The 22,217-nt window shown below is 67.3% G+C and carries 16 protein-coding genes; 9 read left to right on the top strand and 7 right to left on the bottom strand.

What is annotated here, in order from left to right; genetic code table 11:
* A partial coding sequence (locus QHF89_RS29175) for an FHA domain-containing protein (protein WP_284721066.1) occupies window positions 1–926 on the top strand: 926 nt, incomplete at its 5' end.
* Window positions 927–986: 60 nt separating this feature from the next.
* Here QHF89_RS29175 and QHF89_RS29170 read toward each other — a convergent pair.
* Window positions 987–2,249, bottom strand: a complete 1,263-nt coding sequence (locus QHF89_RS29170; RefSeq protein WP_136968906.1) for a hypothetical protein — start codon at window positions 2,247–2,249, stop codon at window positions 987–989.
* 92 nt (window positions 2,250–2,341) lie between these two features.
* The gene (locus tag QHF89_RS29165; protein WP_136968905.1) at window positions 2,342–2,950 is read right to left on the bottom strand and encodes a hypothetical protein; all 609 of its coding nucleotides are present in this window, start codon (window positions 2,948–2,950) and stop codon (window positions 2,342–2,344) included.
* Between the two features lie 148 nt (window positions 2,951–3,098).
* On the opposite strand from QHF89_RS29165, the gene QHF89_RS29160 reads away from it, so the two are divergent.
* The gene (locus QHF89_RS29160) at window positions 3,099–3,770 is read left to right on the top strand and encodes a hypothetical protein (RefSeq protein ID WP_136968904.1); all 672 of its coding nucleotides are present in this window, start codon (window positions 3,099–3,101) and stop codon (window positions 3,768–3,770) included.
* 195 nt (window positions 3,771–3,965) lie between these two features.
* Here the strand turns inward: QHF89_RS29160 and tssG are convergent, their stop codons facing one another.
* The 3 genes from tssG to tssE all read right to left on the bottom strand — a co-directional run bounded on the left by tssG (window position 3,966) and on the right by tssE (window position 7,365).
* On the bottom strand, window positions 3,966–5,135 hold the full coding sequence (tssG, locus tag QHF89_RS29155; protein WP_136968903.1) for a type VI secretion system baseplate subunit TssG: 1,170 nt from the start codon (window positions 5,133–5,135) through the stop codon (window positions 3,966–3,968).
* Complete coding sequence (tssF, locus tag QHF89_RS29150) at window positions 5,099–6,868, bottom strand: type VI secretion system baseplate subunit TssF (protein ID WP_136927935.1); 1,770 nt, start codon at window positions 6,866–6,868, stop codon at window positions 5,099–5,101. Before tssF ends, tssG begins: the two co-directional genes overlap by 37 nt.
* Window positions 6,869–6,948: 80 nt before the next feature.
* Window positions 6,949–7,365 carry a type VI secretion system baseplate subunit TssE gene (tssE, locus tag QHF89_RS29145; RefSeq protein ID WP_136927934.1) on the bottom strand — a complete coding sequence of 139 codons (417 nt, stop codon included), beginning with the start codon at window positions 7,363–7,365 and terminating at the stop codon, window positions 6,949–6,951.
* A 208-nt stretch (window positions 7,366–7,573) separates the two neighbouring features.
* Here tssE and QHF89_RS29140 point away from each other — a divergent pair, with 208 nt between their 5' ends.
* The gene (locus tag QHF89_RS29140) at window positions 7,574–8,521 is read left to right on the top strand and encodes a hypothetical protein (RefSeq protein WP_284721065.1); all 948 of its coding nucleotides are present in this window, start codon (window positions 7,574–7,576) and stop codon (window positions 8,519–8,521) included.
* A gap of 97 nt (window positions 8,522–8,618) precedes the next feature.
* Here the strand turns inward: QHF89_RS29140 and QHF89_RS29135 are convergent, their stop codons facing one another.
* Both QHF89_RS29135 and QHF89_RS29130 read right to left on the bottom strand, forming a co-directional pair.
* Window positions 8,619–9,215, bottom strand: coding sequence for a hypothetical protein (locus QHF89_RS29135; protein WP_232379397.1), 597 nt, complete (start codon window positions 9,213–9,215; stop codon window positions 8,619–8,621).
* Window positions 9,216–9,385: 170 nt separating this feature from the next.
* Window positions 9,386–10,696, bottom strand: coding sequence for a type VI secretion system-associated FHA domain protein (locus QHF89_RS29130; RefSeq protein WP_136968902.1), 1,311 nt, complete (start codon window positions 10,694–10,696; stop codon window positions 9,386–9,388).
* Window positions 10,697–10,874: 178 nt separating this feature from the next.
* Between QHF89_RS29130 and QHF89_RS29125 the strand changes: the two genes are divergently transcribed.
* From QHF89_RS29125 to tssM, 6 genes are all read left to right on the top strand, one after another.
* Entirely contained in the window at window positions 10,875–12,725 is a 1,851-nt protein-coding gene (locus tag QHF89_RS29125) for a lytic transglycosylase domain-containing protein (protein WP_136968901.1), read from the top strand.
* 35 nt (window positions 12,726–12,760) lie between these two features.
* On the top strand, window positions 12,761–15,433 hold the full coding sequence (tssH, locus tag QHF89_RS29120) for a type VI secretion system ATPase TssH (RefSeq protein ID WP_136968900.1): 2,673 nt from the start codon (window positions 12,761–12,763) through the stop codon (window positions 15,431–15,433).
* Window positions 15,434–15,560: 127 nt separating this feature from the next.
* On the top strand, window positions 15,561–16,250 hold the full coding sequence (tssJ, locus tag QHF89_RS29115; protein WP_136968899.1) for a type VI secretion system lipoprotein TssJ: 690 nt from the start codon (window positions 15,561–15,563) through the stop codon (window positions 16,248–16,250).
* Window positions 16,251–16,288: 38 nt separating this feature from the next.
* A complete protein-coding gene (tssK, locus tag QHF89_RS29110) occupies window positions 16,289–17,647 on the top strand; it encodes a type VI secretion system baseplate subunit TssK (protein ID WP_136927928.1) in 1,359 nt (452 codons plus the stop codon).
* Between the two features lie 35 nt (window positions 17,648–17,682).
* On the top strand, window positions 17,683–18,360 hold the full coding sequence (locus QHF89_RS29105; protein WP_136927927.1) for a DotU family type IV/VI secretion system protein: 678 nt from the start codon (window positions 17,683–17,685) through the stop codon (window positions 18,358–18,360).
* Window positions 18,361–18,399: 39 nt separating this feature from the next.
* Complete coding sequence (gene tssM / locus QHF89_RS29100; protein WP_136968898.1) at window positions 18,400–22,158, top strand: type VI secretion system membrane subunit TssM; 3,759 nt, start codon at window positions 18,400–18,402, stop codon at window positions 22,156–22,158.
* Window positions 22,159–22,217: the final 59 nt, after the last annotated feature.

Raw genomic sequence — 22,217 nt, 5'->3', positions numbered from 1 at the left:
AGCCCGCGCCGCAGCAGCCGATGGGCGCGCCGCCCGGGATGCCCGCGGCGCCGCAGTTCGGCGCGCCGCCCGCGCCCGCGCCCGGGGCAATGCCCTTCGGCCAGGCGCCGCTCGGCGCGCCGCCGATGGGGGCGCCGCAGATGCCAGGCGCGCCTTCGTTCGGACAACCGCCGATGGGACAGCCGATGGGGCAACCGATGGGGCAACCGATGGGGCAGCCGATGGGGCAGCCCGCGCCTTCGTTCGGCAACCCAGGCATGTCCGCGCCGCCGATGGCGGTGCCGCAGATGGCGCCGCAGATGGCGCCGCAGATGGCGCCGCAGATGGCGCCGCAGATGGCGCCGCAGATGGCCGTGCCGCCGATGGTCCCGCAAGGCGGCATGGGCGCGATGCCCGCGGCGCCGCCGCGCCTGACGGGGCCGGGTCAGCTCGGCGGGGTCGCGCCGCCGCCGATGGTCGCGCCGCCGCCGATGATGTCTCCGGGCGGGCTGGGAGGCGGACTCGGGCAGCCGCCGATGGTCGCGCCGCAGATGGTCTCGCCGGGCTCGCTCTCGGGGCCCGCGGGCGCGCCGCCGGCAGCGGTGGCGCCGTCGGGGCAACGCGTGCTCGTCGGCTTCCTCGTGACGTTCCAGAACGATCCGGGCGGGAGCTTCTGGGCGATCCACAGCGGCCGCACGCAGCTCGGCCGGAGCGGCGGGGACAGCGGCGTGGACATCGCGGTCTCGGACGGGAGCACGTCGTCGCGCCACGCCACGATCCACGCGGATCCCGCGACGGGGCAGGCGTTTGTCGAGGACGACAACTCGCGCAACGGGACGTTCTTGAACGAGCAGAAGCTCGTGCCCGGCGATCGCCGCCAGCTCCGCGACAACGATCGGCTGCGTCTCGGCAGCACGACGTTTGTCGTCAAGCTCTTGGTGTCCTGAAGAGAATCGAGGGGGCCGCGCGCGTGGGGCGAACGTGCTCCACGCGCGTGGTGTTGCGTTTCAGGGATTGCCGCCGCCTGCGCCGCCTGCGCCACCGGCACCGCCCGCGCCGCCCGCGCCACCGGCGCCGTCCGGGCCCGCGTCAGGCATCGTGCACGCGCCGGCATCCGCGTCGGTGCGGCAGCGCTTCTCGCCCATCGCGACAGTGACGCAGAGCTGCTCGGAGGCGCAGTCTTCGTTGACGAGGCAGGTCTGGCATTCGCCGCAGGTTTTGCCGCAGACGACGCCGCAGTCGACATCGCCCTCGATCGAGTCCTTCTTCCCGTTGTCGCACAGGGGGTTCTTCGCGCACTTCAGGATCCCCGTGCCGTCCTTGGCGCAGTTCCTGGAGGCACAGTCTGCATTCACCACGCACCGGGAGCCCTCGATACAACCGATGCCGCAGATTGCGCCGCAGTCGGTCGAGGGTTCATCGGGATCCTGCACCATGTTCGAGCATGTCGCAGAGGCAGCGGGAACAGCGCACTCGAAGTACTCGACCACGACCGGCTGCGCGCCGCTCAGCGGTGTCTTCTCGTCGGTCGGCATGTCGATCGCGCTCGGCGGGTAAAACACGCGGAACCGCACGAAGCCGTTCACGCCGATGGTGCCCGGGTTCGAAAGGAGCTCGGCGCGCGGCATGAGCTGGTCGTAGTCCTGCTCGATCGCCTGATCGCCGTCGCACTTGGCGAGCTGCAGCCGGTTGAAGCGATGCGTCTCGCCGCTCGGGCACTTCGTATCGATGAGCTCGCGCTCCGTGATGGCCTTGACCGAGAAGGACCCGCCGCAGAGCTGCTGCTCCGAGGAGCAATCCACGGCGCCCGCGTCGCCCGTGCCGCCGTCGGGGAGGGAAGGATCCGACTCGATCGAGATCGCGAACGCCCCATCCGCGCCGACGGCGCCCGCGCCGCACAACGTCGCGTTGCCGTTGACGATCGCAAACGAGGTGGTCGTGACGGGGAACTCGGCGACGTCGAGCGGCGGATCGAAGATGACCTGTCCGCCGGCCGGGCTATCGAACACGCAGAGGTCGAGTTTGTCGCGCTTGAGGAAGCTGCCGCGGCGCGGAGAGGGCTGCGCCGGATCGTTGGGCGGGATGTTCAGGTCGGTGATGACCGCACCACACTGGTCCGTCACCTCCTGGGCGAACTTGCGGTAGCAGTTGTTCGGGTCTCCGAGCCAGCCGCAGAGATCGTCGAGGTTGTCGGTGGTGTTGCAGGCGGCGAGGTACGCGCCGAGGGCGGCGGGGATGGCGGTGAGGGCGAAGGCGAGCCGAAAGCGCATGGGCCGAGTTTACGTGAACGACACGCATCCGGACTACATCCGCGCGCGTCCTTCCCGTCTCGCGCCCTTTGCGCGGGGGGAGGGCGGTTCGCTCAGAGCTCGGTGTACGGGCCCGGGACGCCGTACACGTCGTCGGTGCCCGAGTACGCGAACATGCCCCAGCAAACGAGCTTGTGCTTGAGCGCGAAGGCGACGGACTCGGAGAGGCCCGTCTTCGGCGCCAGGACCGCGAGGTTCGAGCGGCGCACCCCCCACCAGCCCGGGCCGTGATCGAGCAGCGACTCCTGCAGATCCCGCGTGGCCGCGAAGTGGTCGTCGAGGACGGCGAGGCGGAGCCGGAGGAACTGCTGCGGCTCCCCCTCCTTCTTCTCGCCCGTGGGGAAGTCGAACCAGTAGAGGTTGTCGCGCGCCTTCTTGGGCTCGATCTTGAGGCCCTGGGTCTCCAGGAACCGCGCGAAGTCCTCCGGCCCGAGCCGCTGCGTGACCGGGTGGGTGTCGACTTCCTTGCAGACCTCGTCCTTGATGACGAAGCCGTTCAGCGAAACGCTCGGGTCCGCCTCGCCCTCCGGCGTCGTCAGATGGTCGTCCGGCGACGGCAAATCGCTCGGATAGTCGATGCCAGCCTCGAGCCCGACGCAGCCGAAGCCGCCGAGCGCGAGGGCGAGGGATAGAAGGACGCTACGTTCTGCGAGATACGTCACGGTGCACTCCCCAGGCGTCGCGCGAGCGACGTCGGACCTGGCATCTCATTGTCCACAGCCGCCCCGATCATTCAACGGTCTCGGCGAGAAGGCCAAACTCATGAGCGATCATTTGGCCCCGCGACCAGGGTATCCTAAGTTAACCGTGATGAGGCCCGTCGACCTCTCTTTGCCCGCCCTCCGCTCTGTTCGCCGCCTGGCCTTCGTGCTGGGCGCGATGACGCTGCCTATCGTCTCGCTCGGCTGCGGTGGCTCGCCCACAGCGCCCCAGCGAGACGACGTGTTCTACCTGCACGGCAGCGGGGTCATCGACAAGAACCAGAGCTACGAAGTCTACTTCCCGAAGCTCAACGCCGACGAGAACGAGCGCCTCCCGCGCCGTGTCGGCGTCGGCGTGCTCGACGGGGACGTGCGGCTCGCACGCCCGATCGACTGGTACGTGCGCGACGCGGACTACTCGCCGGGTCAGCGCTTCATCTCGTACCAATCGCCGCGGCAGTTCCTCTTCTCGATCTACGAGCGGATCGATCATCCCGAGGACACCTGGCCCGACGTGATGAAGCGCTACGAGCGCGACTGCGAGGACCAAGGCGCGCAGATCCTCGCCGGCCGCATGCCGGTGGCGACGGCGAACGCGCAAGCACGAAGCTACATCGTGAAGACGAAGGTGCCCGCGAAGCCGGCGTACCATTCGTACGCGCACGAAGTTTTGATCCGCAGCGGCAACCGCCTCCTGCTCGTGCAGGTCGTTCACGGCGAGAACATCGAGTCGGTCGCCGACGAGATGGCGACCGCGCTGCGCAGCATGCTCGTGTACTGAGAGACGCCCTCACCCCCATCCCCCTCTCCCTCGCGGGAGAGGGGGCAAGAGCAGAGCGCTCGAAGCTTTCCGCGTTCCCTCGCGGGAGAGGGGGCAAGAGCGCCGAGATCCCGAAGAGCTTTCAGCCCGAACCCAGCGGGGGGTGTGGGGGGCAGAGGAAGGACTGCAACGCAGTCCGACCGGAGCCCCCCACCGTCAGTAGGGAAGCGGGGGCGGGTCGAGACGCTCTTCTTCTTCTTCGTCTCCCTGGCCCGTGCGCTGCGGTTTGTCGTTGAGGGGGACTTCGATCACGAAGTTCTGCCCCACGGGGCCGCCGAGCCACGTCGTGCGCGCGAGCGTGGATGCGCGCGGTGACGCGAGCTGGAAGCGCGGCGCGTCCTCCGTCGCCACGTGCAGCTCCAGCATCGCGTCACACGCACCGCGCGTCAGCGTGTCGACTGCCGCCCTGAGCACCGCGCGGTTCGAACCGCCCGGCAAGAACGAGATGTACTCGTCGTACTTCAGCGGCCCGAGCTTGATCTTGAAGCGCCCCGTCCCGTCGTAGACCCATCGGCCGATCGTCAGGCTCTCGCCGAGCTGATGGTTCGCCACGCCCATCTTGTTGCGCAGCGGCTTCTCGAGCAGCGTCCAGTGCCCGACAAACTGCTCGATGTCCACGCCCATGCTGCCGAAGATGTCCTTCAGCACGACCTCGAGCCCGCGCGCGCTTCGGGACTTCGTCGCGAGCAGGGGCGCGTAACGCAGGTAGAGGAACCGGTGCAGCGGGCTCTTGTGCTCGCGGAATCCATCGATGCCCGCCGCGCAGAGCAGGCGTCGCGTGAACGGATCGTCGCCCTTCTTCCGGTAGCCGACCGAGTGCCGGTACTTCGTGAACGACCGGTAAAACAGCGAGAGCAGGCGATGGTTGAAGACGTCGAGGAACTCGCGCTTCGGCTGCGGACCGCCTTGGTAGTCGTCCTGCGCGAGCTCTTCGACGTAGTACGTCGGCAGCGGCGAGACCGAGCCGTAGAGGCCCATGAAGCCCGCCGTGATGCGCGCGCGATCGATCTCGTCGGGGTACTTCGTGGACTTGAGCTCGCTCACGTCCGTCGAAGCGAAGATCAGGCTCGTGTCCCCGCGCAGGCGGATGCGCTCCGTCGCCACGGGCCCGAGCTGGCCGACGGGCGCGCTGCCCGGGAAGAGGCGCTCGAGGATGTAGACGAGCCGGAAAAACGAGTAGCGCCGCGCGCTGTGCTCGAGTTCGGCCATCTTGGCCGAGATCATCGCCTTCGCCTGCCGCTCGGGATCGAGCGACGGCGCGAACGCGGCGTCGGGGTTCGGCCCGCCGCTCAGATCAGGTTGAGGCTGCCGCTCTTCGGCTCCCATCGATAAACCACGCGCGTATTGGTGCCGGTGACGCTGAGCTGCGTGAAGGAGTTGAGCGAGACGTACGCCGCGAGCATCTCGTTCAGGATGCTCGCGAAGAGATACATCTCGCCTTCACCCGCGAAGCCCCCTTCGTCGAGCTCGACCTCCGTCGCCACGCCGCGCACGGGCGCGCCGCGGTAAAGCCGATCCGTGGGGCGGACGCGGATCGACTTGATCGCCTGCATGCGGAGCTGGTTCGCCCGCGCCGCCTGACGATCGATGAGCGCGGGGAAGTTGTAGATTTCGAGGACCGATCGCAACACGTCGAGCTCCGTGATCGATCGATAACTCATCGCCATGTGCGAGAGCACGCGCCACTGCAGCTCGCGGCCCATCGGCGGAGGCAAGGGCGCGGTCACGCCCGTGACGTTCGTGAAGCTCGCGACCGCGGGCGACGTCGCCGTCGGCACGCGCAGATCGCCGACCTTGAGCTGCGCGGGCAAACGCCGGTTCGTGCACGTCGCCTCGATGCTGATGACGTCGAACTCCGGGATCGACGCGCCATCCTGCGCCGAGCCGAACGAGACGTAGATGTCGACGCCGTCGCCGATCGACGCGGGCTTGATGTGCGTCTGGTAGAAGACGCCGCGCGCCGATGCTTCCGGATCGAGCTCGTGCTCGAACGAGAAGAACGGCGGGATCTTCACGCGCTGGCTCGTGCGCCGCGCGATGCCGATCACGCTCTCGATGCTGTAGAGCTCGTACGCGACGGGCGTCGAGCCGGCGGGGCGCGCGAGGTACTCGTACTTGCTCGGATCGGGCTTGATGGGATCACTCGAGTGCTCGAAGAGGTTCACGACCGGCGAGCAGAAGAGCCGGAAGTTCTCTTTCGAGAGGCGTGTCCCCGCGGGCAACCCGTCCTTGAACTGGATCAGGATCGCGAACCGGTCGGAGAGTTTGTCCGCCGGCATCGCTTCGAGTCCCTGGATCTCGAAGAACGCGAACTTCTGCGGGAGCGTGAAGTACTCCTGCAAGAGCCGGAAGCCCCCGTAGACCGTGGGCGGGTAGGGGATCAGCGCCTCGTCCTCTTCGAACCCGACGAGTTTTACGTTGCGCGCGGGCAAGGTCGCGAGCGTCGTGTCGCGGCCCGCGCCGTCGACCGCGCAGAGCGCGATGGAGTCGACGTGCGCGCCGAGCCAGACGCGGACGTCGTCCTGGAGCCTCCGCTCGCCGTGGATGTAGAAGCGGATCTTCGAGAGCGCGAGCGCCGCGAGCGCCGCGCCTCCCGTCACCTTCACCTCGATCCGGAGCGACTGCGCGAGCTGCGCGCCCGTCTCGACACGCACGTCCTCCACCGTGAGCGGCAAGAGCTCCACGTCTTGCGTGGTGCGGAACCGGCACGAAACGCCGTCGACGGGCACCGAGCCGACCTCGGCGTGCCGCGCGACGATGAGCTTCTCGCGCACCACGTTCGGCAGCGGCGTGAACTCCACGATCGACGTCGCCGGGATCTGCCGCAGGTAGTGCGGGAAGAGCAGCGACGCGACCGAGTGGATGACCTCGGGCAGCTCATCATCGAGCTTTTGCCGGATCTTCCCCGTGAGGAACGCGACGCCTTCGAGCAGCCGCTCGACGTCCGGATCTGCCCCGCGCTCCGCGAGCATCGGCGCGATCGCGGGGTACGCCTGCGCGAACTCGCGCCCGAGCTCGCGCAGGTAGGAAAGCTCGTCCTGGTAGTACTTGTTGAACATGAGGCCCGACGCCGAACAGTCGACCGTTCCAGAGAGGCAGTGTCAACGATCGTGAAGAGGTCCGCGCTTCCGCGAACCGATCAACCGACCTTGACGTTGCCGCTCTGATCCACCGAGGTGCTGAACCGCAGCCCCGAACGGCGTCCGTCCGGGTAATGGAGCTGCCCCGTGATCTCGAACTCGAGGTACATGGTCCCCATGACCTCGTTCTTGATGTGCCGGACCTGCACGTTCTTCAGGCGCGGCTCGTACTGCTGAATGCTGTTCTTGATGGCGCGCTGCACAATCCCGACCGCGTCGGGGAAATCGTGCAGCATCTCCGACACCTCGATCAGCCCATAATCGGGGCAGGTGAGCGAGCTGCCCTGCCGGGTGTTCAGCATCCGCGCGAGGTGCGTGATCACCGCCTGCTCGAGATCCTGATCCTTCCACGTATGCCTCTCCATCGAGTGCGGGTTGGCCGCATGGGCGATGCGCGTGAGCAGGGAGGCAGCCATGGGAGCATTCTACCCCTCGCCCCGCTCGACCAGAAGCCCCCAAACCCCGGCCGCGCTCTCCCGTCTCGCAGGGGATCGCCCGTATTGTATCAAAGGTCACCCGTCGTCCGCATGCGGGGGCGTTGTCGGAGTTCGGGGCGACGGATCGTGCGAGGGAGGGCCACAGGGAATTTTCGTGGCAGGCGCCTTGCGTGATACGAAATGAGGCGTGAAGCCGTCTCTTCAAGACCGCCGGAACCAAGCGAAAACGGCACGTCGCGGGAGCCTCGCCGCCCTGGTGATGGGTCTCGCCTCCACGATGGGCTGCGGCGCCGCGCCCGAGCAGCCGCACCTCGAGGCCAGGACCCGCGAGCAGACGCCGATCGCGGTTTGCACGCAGAAGCTCTCTCCGCTGCGCGGGGGCCGCGGCAAGGCCGTGGTGCGCACGCTCGAGCCCGATCAGTGGGCCGAGATCGCGTTCCCCGGGTTCAACGCGGACAAGGGGTTGAACCCGACGGACGTCGACTGCACGGGCCACTACGCCTTCGCGAACGAGTCGCTCCGCGGGGGCATCTCGGAGAAGGGCTGGCCGCGCAAGCTCGACGTGGAGGAGGTCGACGTCCGCTCCGGCCCGAACGGCCTGCGCACGCTCTGGTACCGCGTGCTCAAGTTCGAAAACGGCGACGAAGGCGGACCGATCCTCCTCGCGCGCGCGGTCGACGATCGCGCCGAGATCTACGCGATCGGCAGCTTCCGCGGGCCGGCGAAGTCGCAGATCACGCCGGTTCGTCTCGGCGACGACAACCTCGTCGTGGCGGAGGCGAAGCGTTGCCCCGATCCGGACGACTGTCGCAAACAGGCGCACATGTTCCTCGCGCGCCGCGGTCGTTTGATCGAGGCGGCGAAGGTCGACATCGAGCGCGTGCAGGTGCTCCCGTCGGTCACCGAGCGCGGTCTCTACGCGCGGTATCAGCTTCGAACGGACGTCAGCTACAAGCCGAACGGGATCCAGCTCCTCGAGCAGGTGAAGGTGAGCATCATCCACTACGAGGATCCGAACCGGGACAGCGACCGCGCGCTCCGCAAGGTCGAGTTCTCGCGCTTCCTCAAGGTGGAGCGCGACGCGCTCTTCTCCTCGAACGATCCGCTCTGGGAGCGCGTCGTCGGTCAGGACTGAGGTTCTGGAAAGAAAAACCGTTGATGCTCCGAACTTCGGAGCACCAACGGTTCAGGAAGTGATGAAAACGCCCCGCCGAAACGGGGCGTTTGTCATTTCACCAGCAGAAGATCGCGTTGCCGTAGCCGCAGGAGGGGCGCTGGAGGAGCGCGTACGCGCCGCCAACGAGCAGGCCGGTGAAGAAGCCCGCGAACGTGCCGGCGATGATCTGGTTCGAGGTCTCGTACGGCAGGGTCTGCGTGCCGAACTCGTCGACGGCGGGCGACTCGACGCCGCGGCCGACCGAGGTGAGGATCGAGGCCACGAGCGGGACGCCGATGTTCCCGATGAACGAGCCCGCGTTGAAGCGGCCCTTCGAGAACTTGATCGTGTCCACGAGGAAGATGCCCGTGCCCACGCCCGTCGCGCCCCACGAGGCGAAGGCGTGCGTCGAGGGCCCGCCGAACGTCTCGCAGCCCGAGTCCGTGTTCGCGACGAGCGTCTGATCCACGGTGCACCCGGGGCGCGGATACTGGAGGGCGTTGCGGATGGGGCCGTCGACGAGGAACGTCGCGGCGGCCATCGTCATCGCCGGGGCAAACATCGAGAAGTGCCAGCGTCCCTTCCAGCCGACCGTCGACTCCGGGTCGCTGTAGTACACGCGCGGCATGAGAAAGACCGTGCCAGCGCCGACGCCAAGCATGACGTGGCTCACCGTGCCCCACGTCTCATCGCGAGGGGCGATGGCCGGGACGGTCTGGGCGGATGCCTCCGTGGAGTAGGCGAAGGAGGCTGAGACGAGGCCCAACGTGGCCAGAACGATCTCCCTGATACGCATTCGGATGAGCCTTCCGTCATCCGCGCGCCGCCCGTGGCGGGCGCGGCTCATCGTTTGATCTGGTTCGCCGAGAGGGTGAAGCGGCTACGGTTCTTCGCACCCGCGTCACCGGTGGTTTTCTCGTCATCCCCGGCGGTCGCAGCGTACGCGCGCGAGAACTGCGGGCCAAAAATAATCAGGAAGGTCTCTTTCTGTTCTCCAGCGTAGTCGCCGTGGACGACCTCGTAGAGCTTCCAGAGAGCTTCGAATTTGTTCGAGAATAACCCGCCCCTCTTGCCGCGCCGCTCGAGCTCCTCCTCGATCGTCTTCGGGGAGAGCTTCGTGAGGAGCGAGCGCACGCCTTCCATCACGCCGTTGATGAGCGCGACCTGGTGGCTCATCACGTCGACGAAGATGTCCTGGAGCTGCCGCGGCGCGTCCGGGCCGCTCTGCGGGCCGAGCAGCACGTTGCCGAGCTCCTTCTCGTCCTTCGCGGAGGCCACGCGGTCGTTCTCGTCCGGCGTGACCTCGCGCGCGAGCATCTCGGCCTCGAACTCCTGGTAGCCGTTCCGCAGGCTCACGAAGCACTTGAGGAAGACCTCCATCGCGTCGCGGAGCTTGCGGCCGAACGTCAGCACGCTCTCGACGTCCTCGATCGGCTTCGAACCCGGCGCGAGCGTGCGCGAGAGCTCGATCATCGCGGCGTGCGCGGCCTGCGCGGGGCTCGGCTCGCCGAGCATGCGCGGATCGACACCGTAGTACTGCGAGAGCTTCTGGAAGTCCTGTTCGGCCGCGATCGTCGGCTGCTCCATCGCGATGCGCTTCAGGTAGTTCTGGCGCACCTCGGGCGAGAGCCGCGGCAGGTGATCGTAGATCACGCGGTAGACGCCGCCCCAAGCCGCGCGGTAGGCCTCCACGTAGGGCTGGACCTGCCGCACGTAGCCATCCTCGGCGCCGGGCGTGATCGGCTTCTGCTGCTGCCTCCACGACGCGGCGGCGTTGCCGGATTGCTCCTGGGCGAAGTCGAGGACGGTCCCGTCTTTCGGGGCTTCACGTTTCTTCGGCGCCGCGTCGATGAGCTGCATCCGCATCACGATCGGGCCGATCGTCAGCTCCGGCGTGCCCGTGACGTCCGTCGGCGTGTCGCGCGTGAGGCGCCGGCCCGCGAAGACGGTGCCGTTCGTCGAGCCGAGATCCTTGACGATGATCTGCCGGTCGCGGACGTCGATGGCCAGGTGGAACTGCGAGACGTACGGCCGATCGATGTGCAGGTCGTTGAGCTGGTTTCTGCCGATGCGGATGGGGAAGCGCTCGAATGTAACGTCGAAGCTTTGATTGGCCTGGGTATCGATGACCCGGGCCACGAGCGCCAGCGGCATGGGTGCGAGACTAGCAGACAGTGTCCCGGGACCAGAAGTAGCGGGCGACGATCCCACGAAGCCTCTTCCGATCCCGCAGGCGTCCTCTCCGCCGGGTGCGTCGCGCCGTTCGCGGGCCTCTGGGCGCGGCGAACCGGTTTTTTGACACCTTTGCCTACATCATGCGACCCTGACCGACATGAGTCTCCTCCACAAGATTCCGCCCCTCGTTTCGGCCCTTGCGTTTGGGTACGGCGTGGGGATGAGCGCGCCGGACGCGGCGCTCGCGCCGGTCCAGGCCGCCGTGGTGGCGGTCGCGCCGACGTCGGGGGCGCCTCGTTTCGAGGCCGCACCGGTGCCGCTCCTCGTGGATCCTTCGCGGGCGCCTCTGCGAGGGGAGCCTCTGCGGGGCGGCGTCACGGCGGCGCGGATGGGCGGGCCGGAATCTTCGCAGCTCGGCAGGTTGCGCGAGGTCGAGATGCGGGAGGCGATGCGAGGCGAGCAGTCCTCGTTCGATCGGCCGATGTACTCGCGGCCGCCGCGGCTCAACTCGGACGTGGCGGCAGGGGAGGGGGCCGAGGTCGACGATCTCGACATGGCGGGCACCGAAGCGCTGTCGCGGATGCAGCTTCCGGATCTGAAGGTGGCGATCACGCGGCGCACGTTGAAGTACGTCCGCTTCTTCACGCGGACCGATCGCGGCCGCGGGATGTTCGAGACCTGGCTGAAGCGCAGCGGCCGGTATCAGGACCTCATCCAGGGCGAGCTCCGCGAGTGGCGTTTGCCCGAGGATCTGATCTGGGTCGCGATGATCGAGAGCGGGTTCGACGCGCGGGTGAAGTCGCCGGCGGGCGCGATGGGTCTCTGGCAGTTCATGCCGGCGACGGGCGCGGTGTACGGGCTCGAGCAGAACAAGCACGTCGACCAGAGGAAAAACCCGAGGCTCGCGACGCGCGCGGCCGCGCACCACCTGCGCGACCTCTACATGCGCTTCGGCAACTGGGATCTCGCGCTCGCGGCCTACAACATGGGCTACGAGCAGCTCCTCGATCGGATCGATCGGTACGGCACGGCCGACTTCAACGAGCTCGCGCGGCAGGAAGCGTTGCCGAGTGAGACGGCGTCGTACGTCCCGAAGATCGCCGCGGCGGCGCTCGTCGCGAACAACCTCGAGCGGTTCGGGTTCGATCAAGTCGAGCTCGTGCGTCCCGTCGACGCCGCCGAGATCGCGGCGCCGCCCGGTTTGTCGCTCAAGACCCTGGCGAAGGCCGCGGGCGTGCCGCTGAAGACGGTGCGGCAGCTCAATCCGGATCTGCTCGGCGACAGGCTGCCGCCGGGGCGGGGCGATTTCCTCGTGAACGTGCCGCCCGAGTCGCTGTCGCGCGCGCACACGATGCTGCCCATCCTCCTGCAGACCGAGCCCATCGTGACCGAGGACGCGGCCGTGCTCGATCCGGTCGATCTCATCGGCGGCCGCGATTTCGTGCGGCGTCGCGCGGCGACGCGCGACAACGACAGCCTGCTCTCGCTCCTGCCTTCGTACAAGAAGCGGCGCGCGCTGCGGGATCCGGTCGAGGAGCTGGCGGCGCAGGCGGGCGTCGGCTCCGCGGCGGACGACGACGAGGGCGACGAGGAGCCGTTCCGGCCGCGCAAGAAGCGCGAGGGTCGCAAGACGTTGCTTTACAAGGTCGGTCCGGGCGACACGCTCATCGGCGTCGCGCGCCAATTCGCGATGGATGTGGAAGACGTGGCGCGGGAAAACCGCCTCGGCGAAGAGGACAAACTCCGCGCAGGATCCATTTTGAGGCTCCGCGTCAAGCCCGGCGTGCTCGGCGCGCTCGATCTCGGCGCAGCCGAGGGAGGTGAGGCGGGCGCCAAGGCCGAGGAGGTGCAGCGTCGCATCATCGATCCCGGGACCCACGCGAACGCGAGCGCGACCAAAGATAAGGACAAGGGTCCTTCCGACGCAGCGCGCGGTACCGAGAAGACGGACGCGCAAAAGGGTCGCAGCGAAGGAAAGAAAGGCTCCCGGAGCCGATCGCGCGGGTGACGTCGGGCCCGGGGTCCTTGTAGGATGCCCGGGCCATGATGCTCGTCGAAGCCAAATCCATCATCAAGCGGCTCACCAAAGTCTGCACCGCTGCGCTCGAGGCGGCGGTCGTCCAATGCGTCAATGCCAGGCATTACGAGGTGACGGTCGAGCACTTGCTGCTCTCGCTCCTCGACGACGCGAACTCCGACATCGCGTTCATCGTGATGCACTACGACCTGGATCCCGCGCGCTTGCGGCAGGCCCTGCAGAGGAGCCTCTCGGATTTGCGCACGGGCAACGCCGGCAAGCCCGTCTTCTCCCCGACGATGCTCGAGTGGATGCAGGACGCGTTCGTCGTCGGGTCGATGGAGTACGGCTACACGAAGGTGCGCAGCGGCGCGCTCTTCGCGCGGCTCGTCAACCAGCCGACGCGCTACTCGATGAGCGGCATCGGCTCGCTGCTCGAAGGCATCTCCCGCGAGGACGTCAAGAACAACCTCCCCAAGATCATCTCGGGTTCGAAGGAAGACGCGGAGACGGCCCCGGGCGGCGGCGCGGGTGCAACGGGCGGCGCGGCGGGCCCCGGCGGGCTGCCGCAGGGCGCGGCGAGCGCGTCGGCGGATTCGGCGCTGGCGAAGTACTGCGTGGACTACACGGGCCGCGCGCGTGCTGGCCAGATCGACCCGATCTTCGGCCGTGAGGGCGAGATCCGGCAGATGATCGACATCCTCGGTCGTCGCCGGAAGAACAACCCGATCATCGTCGGCGACAGCGGCGTCGGCAAGACGGCCCTCGTCGAGGGCATGGCGCTCATGATCGTGAACAACCAGGTTCCGCCGCTCATGCAGGGCGTCGAGATCATGGGCCTCGATCTCGGCCTCCTCCAGGCCGGCGCGGGCGTGAAGGGCGAGTTCGAGAACCGGATGAAGCAGGTCATCTCGGAGATCAAGGGCTCGGCGAAGCCGATCATCCTCTTCATCGACGAGGCGCACACGATCATCGGCGCCGGCAACCAGCAGGGCGCGGGCGACGCGGCGAACCTCTTGAAGCCCGCCCTCGCGCGCGGCGAGCTGCGCACGATCGCGGCCACGACCTGGGCCGAGTACAAGAAATACTTCGAGAAGGACGCGGCGCTCGCGCGGCGTTTCCAGCCCGTGAAGGTGGACGAGCCGAGCGAGGCCGTGGCGATCACGATGCTCCGCGGCCTGCGCCCCAAGTTCGAGGAGGCGCACAACGTCATCGTCTCGGACGAGGCGGTCGTGGCGGCCGTGAAGCTCTCGGCCCGCTACATTTCGGGCCGCCTGCTGCCGGACAAGGCGGTCGATCTCCTCGATACGTGTTCGGCGCGCGTGAAGATTGCGCTCCAGCAGAAGCCCGCGCAGGTCGAGGACATCGAGGTCCGCATCGAGACGCTTTCGTCGGAGCTCGCCGCGCTGACGCGTGATCGCGCCGCCGGCATCCGCCTCCAGGAGGAGGAGCGGATCGAGCAGCTCACGGAGAAAATCGCGAAGTCGAAGGTGGAGCTCGAGAACACGCGCGTCGCCTACGACAACGAGTCCGCGGGCGCGAAGAAGGTGCTCGAGGCGCGCAAGCGCATGAACGAGGCGAAGTCGGACGAGGAACGTGACGCCATCCGCAAGGAGGTCGTGGCGGCCATCGACGAGCTGCACAAGAGCCAGGGCGAGGTGCCGCTGATCCGGCCCGACGTCGACGAGGCGATGGTCGCGGCCGTCGTCAGCGCCTGGACGGGCATCCCCGTCGGCAAGATGGTCGGGGACAGCGTCCGGGCGCTCGTCGAGATGGAGTCGCGCCTCAACGCGCGCATCAAGGGCCAGGGCTACGCCCTCGAGACGGTGGCGAAGGAGCTCCGAGCCGCGCGCGCGGGTCTCAAGCCGCAAAGCACGCCGATGGGCGTCTTCCTCTTCGTCGGCCCGTCCGGCGTCGGCAAGACGGAGACGGCGCTCGCGCTCGCGGACATGCTCTTCGGCGGCGAGCGCATGATGGTCACGATCAACATGTCCGAGTTCCAGGAGAAACACACGACCTCCCGGCTCATCGGCTCGCCGCCCGGCTACGTCGGCTACGGCGAGGGCGGCATGCTGACCGAGGGCGTGCGCCAGAGGCCGTACACGGTCGTCCTCCTCGACGAGTGCGAGAAGGCGGATCCGGACGTGATGAACCTGTTCTACCAGGTGTTCGACAAGGGCGCGCTCACGGACGGTACGGGCCTGCTCGTCGACTTCAAGAACACGGTCATCATCATGACGAGCAACCTCGCCACGGACAAGATCACGAACCACGTGGTCAGCGCGTGGGAAGAGAAACGCGAGCCGGTGATCCGCGAGATCTACGAGGAGATCAAGCCGACCCTGTCCGCGCACTTCAAGCCCGCGCTGCTCGCGCGTATGACCGTCGTGCCGTACGTGCCGATCTCGCCCTCGGCCCTCGGCGAGATCACGCGCCTCAAGCTGAACGCGCTCGTCGATCGCTTGAAAAAGAGCCAGCGCATCGAGGCGACATACACGGACCGCATGGTCGATCTCATCGCGAGCCGGTGCACCGAGGTCGACACGGGCGCCCGCAATATCGACCACATCCTGCGCGCGACGCTCCTGCCGATGTTGTCGCAGGAGATCCTCACGAGGATGGCCGAGGGCGTGATGCCGAAGAAGCTCGTCATCGACATCGACGATCAGAAGAACTTCACGGCGACGTTCCCGGAGTGACCGGGGAAGACCCGCTCGGGGTCAAGGCCCCTCTCGCGCTTGGCGAGGGGGGCCTTTTGGTTTTTGGGCCGACGCTTTCGGCAAAAAGCTAGGCCACTCGTCACACCTTCCGATAAAAAGGAGGGCCATGGCGGCCTCAGCGTCCACCACCTCCTGGAAACGCAAGCGCGCGGCCCTGGCCCTTGCCTCTCTCTCCTTCCTCGGGCTCGGGCTCGGCGCGCTCTCCTCGTTTGCGATCGGCTGCGGATCCGCGCCGCCACCCGCCGCGCCGAAGCCGTGTGACGTTCAGATCGTCACGCTTCGCATCTACGCCGCGGACAACATCAACCCGAACGAGAACCAGAACCCGCGCCCCGTCGTCATCCGGCTGTATCAGCTCAAGGACGAGATGCGGATGCAGAACGCGACGTACGACGAGGTCCTCCTCTCCGACAAGGAGGTCCTCGCGGACGACATCGTCAAGATGGACGAAGTCAGCGTTTTCCCGAACGATCTCGTAGAGGTGAAGTTCGAGCGTGCGAAGGAGGCGAGCACGCTCGGAGGCGTCGCGCTCTTCCACAGCCCCAAGGGGCAGAGCTGGAAGACGTTCTACGCGTTTCCTTTGATGCCAGGCGAGGCCCAGTGCGGCGGCCGCGAGAGCGACGCCGGTGCGCAGGCCGACCCCAAGACTGCCTTCTTCGTCGAGTCCACGAAGATCGACAACGGCAGCGAATTCGACGAATCGATGTTCCCGAACGCGACATCGGTCCGCAGGGTCAACCTCCCCAAGGCGTCGGGCGGCAACGCTCCGCCGAAGGCCGCCGCCCCGGCCCCCTAGGGCCGCGCGGCGAGTTCTGATAAGACTGACCGGGCGATATGATCCACCCGCGCAAGCCCGTCTGGACCGAGGGGCTCTTCATGACCCCTCAGCATCTTCAGCAAGGGGACCAGTACCACGAGGCGCTGCTCCAAGCGCGGACCAACGCGCTTTTGAGTTATCCGTGGGGCGTGATGGGCGTGCAGTTCGACGAGCGCGCCCTCGCCGCGGGACAACTCAAGCTCGTCAAGTGTCACGGCTTCTTCCCCGACGGCACGCCGTTCTTCGTTGGGGATCGCGGCGAGGACGTGGTCGAGGCGCGGCCGCTCGAGGGCGTGTTCCCGGCGGCGCTCGAGGCGCTCGACGTCTTCGTGGCGATCCCGAACGTGCGCGATACGCACCCGAACGTCGCGCTCGATCCGGCGAAGGCGAACCCGGCGATCCGGTTCGTCGCGTCGTCGACGACGGTCCCTGATTTGACGACGGGCCGCAACGACACCTCGGTCGTGTGGGCGCGTTACAACCTCCGTATCCTCTTCGGCACCGAGCCGCGCGACGCGTACCAGACCGTGCGGATCGGACAGCTCGTGCGGGATCGGACGGGCGCGATCGTCCTCAAGAAGAGCTTCATCCCGCCGATCCCGCACATCGGCAGCTCCGACCACATCATGTCGGGGATGCGGCGCATTCTCTCGGCGATGGTGGGCAAGCAGAAGTCGCTCGCCGAGGGGCGCAGGCTTCGCACGGCGGCGTCGGTCGACTTCCAGTTCTCCGACACGGCGAAGTTCTGGATGCTCCACACGCTGAACGCGTTCATCCCCGCCGTCTCGCACATGGTCGATCACGGCAACGCGCACCCCGAGGATTGCTACGTCCTCATCGCGTCGCTGATCGGCGAGCTCTGCACGTTCGCGGCGGACGGCGACCCGACGTCGATCCCGAAGTTCAACTACCTCGATCTCGAGGGCGTGTTCGAGCCGGTCTTCGATCGCGCGCTCACGCTCGTCGCGAGCGTGCTCGCGGAGAACTACACCGTCGTGCCGCTCGAGAAGCGCGAGGACGGCATGTACCTCGGCAAGTTCGAGGATCCGAAGCTCCCGCGCACGCACGAGCTCTTCCTCGAAGCGAAGGGCGCGGACGAAGCGACGTTGCGCGAGCGTCTGCCGCGGCTCCTCAAGATGGGGTCGTGGACGCAGATCGGTTACATCCTGAACGCAGCCATGCCGGGCGTTCGTGTCGCGGTCGAGTACCGGCCCCCGGGCGCGATCCCGGTCAAGCCGGGCGTCATCTACCTCCGCGTCGACCAGGCTGGCGATTACTGGAACGATATCCTCGGCTCTGGCACGATCGCCATCTACCAGCCGATCGACCCGCAGAAGGTCGATCTGCGGCTGATCGCGGTCCAGGGCGGCAAGTGAATGAAGCGCGCGGCTTTTGAGATCATGGGGAGCGCATGAGCCTGTCGCAGTCGATGTATTGGGTCTGCTCGGATGTCCTGTCGCTGATCTTGCAGCTCAGGAACTCTCGAGATTTGCCTGCGCCGGACATCCTTCAGCGCCGCGTCCTGCAGCTCTTCGACACGATGATGCAGAACGGCCGCGAGGCTCGGATCCCCGAGCAGGACATGATCGACGCGAAGTTCGCGCTCGCGGCCTTCGCCGACGAGGTCATCTACCACTCGAGCTGGCCGGGCAAGACGCAGTGGCTCAGTAACCCACTGCAGCTCCAGTTCTTCCAGCTCAACACGGCCGGCGACCAGTTCTTCGTGAACCTGGACAACCTGCACGGCCAGCGCAACCGCTCGCACGTCGCACAAATCTACTTCCTCTGTTTGGCCCTTGGCTTTCAGGGGAAATATCGTCTGCGACACCAGGAGGGGCTCCAGGCGGTGGTGGAGGGACTCGGCAACTACGTGGCGCTGGCGGAGGGCGGGGGAGATCAGCTCTCGCCGAACGCGGAGCGCAAGGACGGCGGCGGTGGCGCCGTTCGTCGCGAGCTGCCGTATCTCTTCATCGCGATCGGGTTCCTCATCCTGGCGCTGATCGTGATCTTCATCCTCTGGCTCATCATCGGCTCGAACGCCGACTCGACTGCTGAAGCCATCAAGCGGCTGCTCGGCGGCGGCAAGTAGAGTCCCGGGGAAGAAGCTCCGGACCGAGGGAGACGTTCCATGTGGCTGTGGATCCTGAGCGCCCTGTTCCTCGCCCTGGTCTGGGGCGTGTGGTTCATCCTGAGACCCACAGGGCCTGGGCCGAGCGCCGAAGTGTTCCCGACGTGGATCCCGATCGCCATCACGGCCGTCGTGGTCCTCGGGCTCGTGGGTCTCGTCGTGTATCGACGGATCCGCGCGGCGCGTGCGGCGCGCGCGCTGGAGAAGGCGATCGCGCAGCAGGCCCAGGAGCAAGCGCTCAACGCGAAGCCCGAGCGGCGTGCCGAGATCCAGGAGCTGCATCGCCAGCTCCAGGAGGGCATCAACGCGCTCAAGTCCTCGAAGCTCGGGGGCGGCACGAACGCGCTGTACTCGTTGCCCTGGTACGTGATGGTCGGCCCGCCCGGCGCGGGCAAGACGACCGCGCTGCGCCACTCGGGCCTCGTGTTCCCGTACCTCGATCCCGCGGGCGGTGGTGTCCGCGGCGTCGGCGGCACGCGCAACTGCGACTGGTGGTTCACGAACGAGGCGATCCTCCTCGACACCGCCGGCCGTTACACGACCGAGGCCGACGACCACGACGAGTGGATGGCGTTCCTCGAGCAGCTCCTCAAGTATCGCCCGGACAAGCCCGTGAACGGCGTCGTCTGCGCGGTGAGCATCTCGGAGCTCGTCGACGCGACGGAGGAGCAGGTCGAGTCGATCGCGAAGAAGGTCCGCGCGCGCATCGACGAGATGCAGTCGACGCTCAAGATGGTCCTGCCCGTCTACGTGATGTTCACGAAGGTGGACCTCATCTCCGGGTTCGTCGAGTTCTTCGGCGACCTCAAGAAGAGCGAGCGCGGCCAGGGCTTCGGCGCGACCGTCAAGCTCGACGCGAACAAGAGCGAGCCCGGCAAGCTCTTCGACGCCGAGTTCGACACGCTCGTCGAGCGCATGCATGACCGCGCGCTCCGCCGCATGGTCACCGAGCGCAACCGTGGGACGAAGGAGAAGGTCTTCCAGTTCCCGCTCGAGTTCGCGGCGATCAAGAGCAACCTCTCGCACTTCCTGAACGTCGCGTTCCAGCCCTCGAAGACGGCGGGTTTGGCGACGCCGATCATGCGCGGTTTCTACATGACGAGCGGCGTGCAGGAGGGCAAACCCCTCGATCGCGTCCTCGGCACGATGATGAGCGCGTTCGGCCTGCGTCCGGCGATCGCGGACGAGTCGTCGACGGCGGGCGCCACGGAGGCGAAGAGCTACTTCCTCCGCGACGTCTTCATGAACGTCATCTTCCCGGACCAGGACATCGCGGCGCGCACCGCGGCCGAGGTCCGGAGGCAGCGGTTCCAGCGCTTCGCGGCGGCGTTCGCGGCGGCGGCGCTCGCGGTCGTCCTGCTCATCCCGTCCGTGATGTCGTTCGCGAACAACCGCGCGCTCGTGGCCGAGACCTCGCGGATCTCGGGCGAGGCGGCGGGCGTGAAGTGGACCGACGGCAGCTCGCCGCTGGAGAAGGTCGACAAGCTCGACAACCTCCGCGCGCACGCCCAGCTCCTCGATCAGTACCGCGAGGAGGGCGCGCCCGTGAGCTACCGCTGGGGTATGTATCAGGGCGACAAACTCTTCGAGCCGACGAAGGACCAGTACATCGCGTCCTTGCGCGAGGGCTTCGTCAAGCCTGTGCGCGCGCGCCTCGAAGAGCGCCTCAACGCGGCGACCGGCGGCAAGTACCTCGAGGAGTACAACGACCTCAAGACGTACCTCCTGCTCGCCGACGAGCACCGGATCCACCTGCTCCCCGAGTCCGAGACGGCGTGGGAGACGGGCAAGCTCCTGCAGCTCTGGACCGACATCCTCCGCCCGACGACGGACATCCCCGAGGCGGACCTCAAGGCGAAGCTCGCGCCGCACGTGAAGTACTACGTCGACCTCCTCCGCCGCGGCGCGATCCGGGGCGAGGAGCTCGACAAGCGCACCGTGGAGCGCACGCGCGACATCCTCGCCCGCGTCGGCCCCACGCAGCGTTACTACGACCGGTTCGTCACCGCGCTCATCGACGAGAAGTACGACGAGAACGGCCCGAACACGCGCGAGAACCTGAAGTACCCGCCCCTCTCGCTCGACGATCTCTTCTCGGATCGCCCCGAGGTGCTGAGCAAGGTGCGGAGCGCGCAGAAGGAGCGCACGAGCAAGTGGTTCGTCGTCCGTGGTCCGTACACGGCGAAGGGCCACGCGCAGGTCGTCGCGAGCCTCGAAGAGGGCATCAAGGTCCTCGATCGCGAGCGCTGGGTCGTGCCACTAACGCAGGAAGAAGAGCGCCAGGGCGACAAGATCGCGCAGGCCCTCGCGCGTGTGCGGCAGGACTACGACGCGCAGTACATCCGCGAGTGGCTCGAGTTCTTCCGGGACATCCTCGTCGAGATCCCGCCGAACAACAAAGAGGCGATCGAGGAGTTCCGTGTTCTCTCCACGCCGGACTGGCCCTACCAGCGCCTGCTCCGCGCGCTCGAGGACAACACGCAGTTCGACGTCCTCGAGAACCAGGCCGAGCAGCAGGTCATGGCGGACGGCGGCGTGCTCGATCAGGTCAAGGAGCGCGTGAAGCGCCGGATCGACTCGTCGTTCAGCACGCGCACCGGCACGAGCGGCCGCCTCTCGCAGCTCGTGAACTTCGGCGGCGGCGGCGCGCCGGGCATCTACGATCCGATCCCGGACAAGTTCCGCTCGATGGTGCGCTTCGGCGTGCCCGAGCAGCCCAAGCAGACCGCGGAGGGCGTGGCTCCGCCGCCTCCGAAGCCGGCCGAGCTCTCGAAGTACATCGGTCACCTCGAGCAGCTCGCAGCCGAGATGGGCGGCATCGAGGACGCTCCGCCTGGCGCGAGCACGCAGGGCGCGCGTGAAAAATTCGGCGAGGCCGTGCGCGAGACCGAAAAGCTCCTGCTCAAGATGGACGAGACGGGCCAGGAGCTCATGACGCCGCTGCTCATGAACCCGCTCCGCCAGGCCTACAAGGCCGTCATGCGCAGCGCCGGCGGGTCGGCGAGCGGGCTTTGGGAGGTCGTCGTTTGGCCGCCCTTCCGCGAGAACATCAAGGATCGGTATCCGTTTGATCTCGCGGCGTCGCGTGACGCTTCGTTCGAGGACGTGATCGCCTTCTTGAAGCCGAAGGAGGGCATCCTCTGGGGCTTCTACGAGCAGCACCTCAACGACTTCCACATCCGCGTGGGCCACGACTTCATTCCGAAGGGCGGCCTCGAAGGTCGTCCGAAGCCGGCGAAGCCGTTCACGCCCTTCAACGCGATGCTTTATCCCTGCCTGCACAAGGCGCACGAGATCACCGAGGCCCTGTGGCCGAGCGGCGGCGGCGACAAACCGCAGGTGACGTTCCACGTCAACCTGAAGACGGTGAGCCCGATCGTCAGCGAGGTGCTCTTCGAGATCGACGGCCAGAAGCGCCAGTACCGGAACGAGAAGGAGTTCTGGCACACGTTCACCTGGCCGGGCGAGAAGCAGACCGGCGCGCGCCTGCGCGTGCGTGGCGCGGGCGGGCTCGACGAGGAGCTCGTGCGGGAAGGCCCCTGGGGCATCTTCCGCTTGTTCGAGGCGGGCACGACGACGGCCGAGAAGGACAAGGACAGCGTGTTCACGGTGACGTGGCAGATGACCGCGCCTCCCGTGACGGTGACGATGGAAGTGCGCCCCACCCGCGCCAATCATCCATTCGTCAACAGCTTCTTCCGCGCGACCAACTGCCCCCCCAGCATTGGCGACAGCTTCGGCGGCAAGAAGGGTTCTTGAGATGGTGTTCCACAGGCGCCGCGTAGCAGCCTGTGGAATGCCCTCCCAGGGTTCGCCCG

The sequence above is a fragment of the Polyangium sorediatum genome (assembly GCF_029946465.1).
GTDB classification, from domain to species: Bacteria; Myxococcota_A; Polyangia; order Polyangiales; family Polyangiaceae; genus Polyangium; species Polyangium fumosum.
Note: the sequence above shows the minus strand (reverse complement) of the source record. Positions and strands in the feature narration are given on the sequence as shown.

Excerpts from the sequence above, each read along its gene's own strand:
- tssK (WP_136927928.1), top strand. The coding sequence starts at position 16,289 with ATGATCCACCCGCGCAAGCCCGTCTGGACCGAGGGGCTCTTCATGACC.
- QHF89_RS29125 (WP_136968901.1), top strand. The coding sequence starts at position 10,875 with ATGAGTCTCCTCCACAAGATTCCGCCCCTCGTTTCGGCCCTTGCGTTT.
- tssM (WP_136968898.1), top strand. The coding sequence starts at position 18,400 with ATGTGGCTGTGGATCCTGAGCGCCCTGTTCCTCGCCCTGGTCTGGGGC.
- tssG (WP_136968903.1), bottom strand. The coding sequence starts at position 5,135 with ATGGGAGCCGAAGAGCGGCAGCCTCAACCTGATCTGAGCGGCGGGCCG.
- QHF89_RS29170 (WP_136968906.1), bottom strand. The coding sequence starts at position 2,249 with ATGCGCTTTCGGCTCGCCTTCGCCCTCACCGCCATCCCCGCCGCCCTC.
- tssF (WP_136927935.1), bottom strand. The coding sequence starts at position 6,868 with ATGTTCAACAAGTACTACCAGGACGAGCTTTCCTACCTGCGCGAGCTC.
- QHF89_RS29160 (WP_136968904.1), top strand. The coding sequence starts at position 3,099 with ATGAGGCCCGTCGACCTCTCTTTGCCCGCCCTCCGCTCTGTTCGCCGC.
- tssE (WP_136927934.1), bottom strand. The coding sequence starts at position 7,365 with ATGGCTGCCTCCCTGCTCACGCGCATCGCCCATGCGGCCAACCCGCAC.
- QHF89_RS29130 (WP_136968902.1), bottom strand. The coding sequence starts at position 10,696 with ATGCCGCTGGCGCTCGTGGCCCGGGTCATCGATACCCAGGCCAATCAA.
- tssH (WP_136968900.1), top strand. The coding sequence starts at position 12,761 with ATGATGCTCGTCGAAGCCAAATCCATCATCAAGCGGCTCACCAAAGTC.
- QHF89_RS29105 (WP_136927927.1), top strand. The coding sequence starts at position 17,683 with ATGAGCCTGTCGCAGTCGATGTATTGGGTCTGCTCGGATGTCCTGTCG.
- tssJ (WP_136968899.1), top strand. The coding sequence starts at position 15,561 with ATGGCGGCCTCAGCGTCCACCACCTCCTGGAAACGCAAGCGCGCGGCC.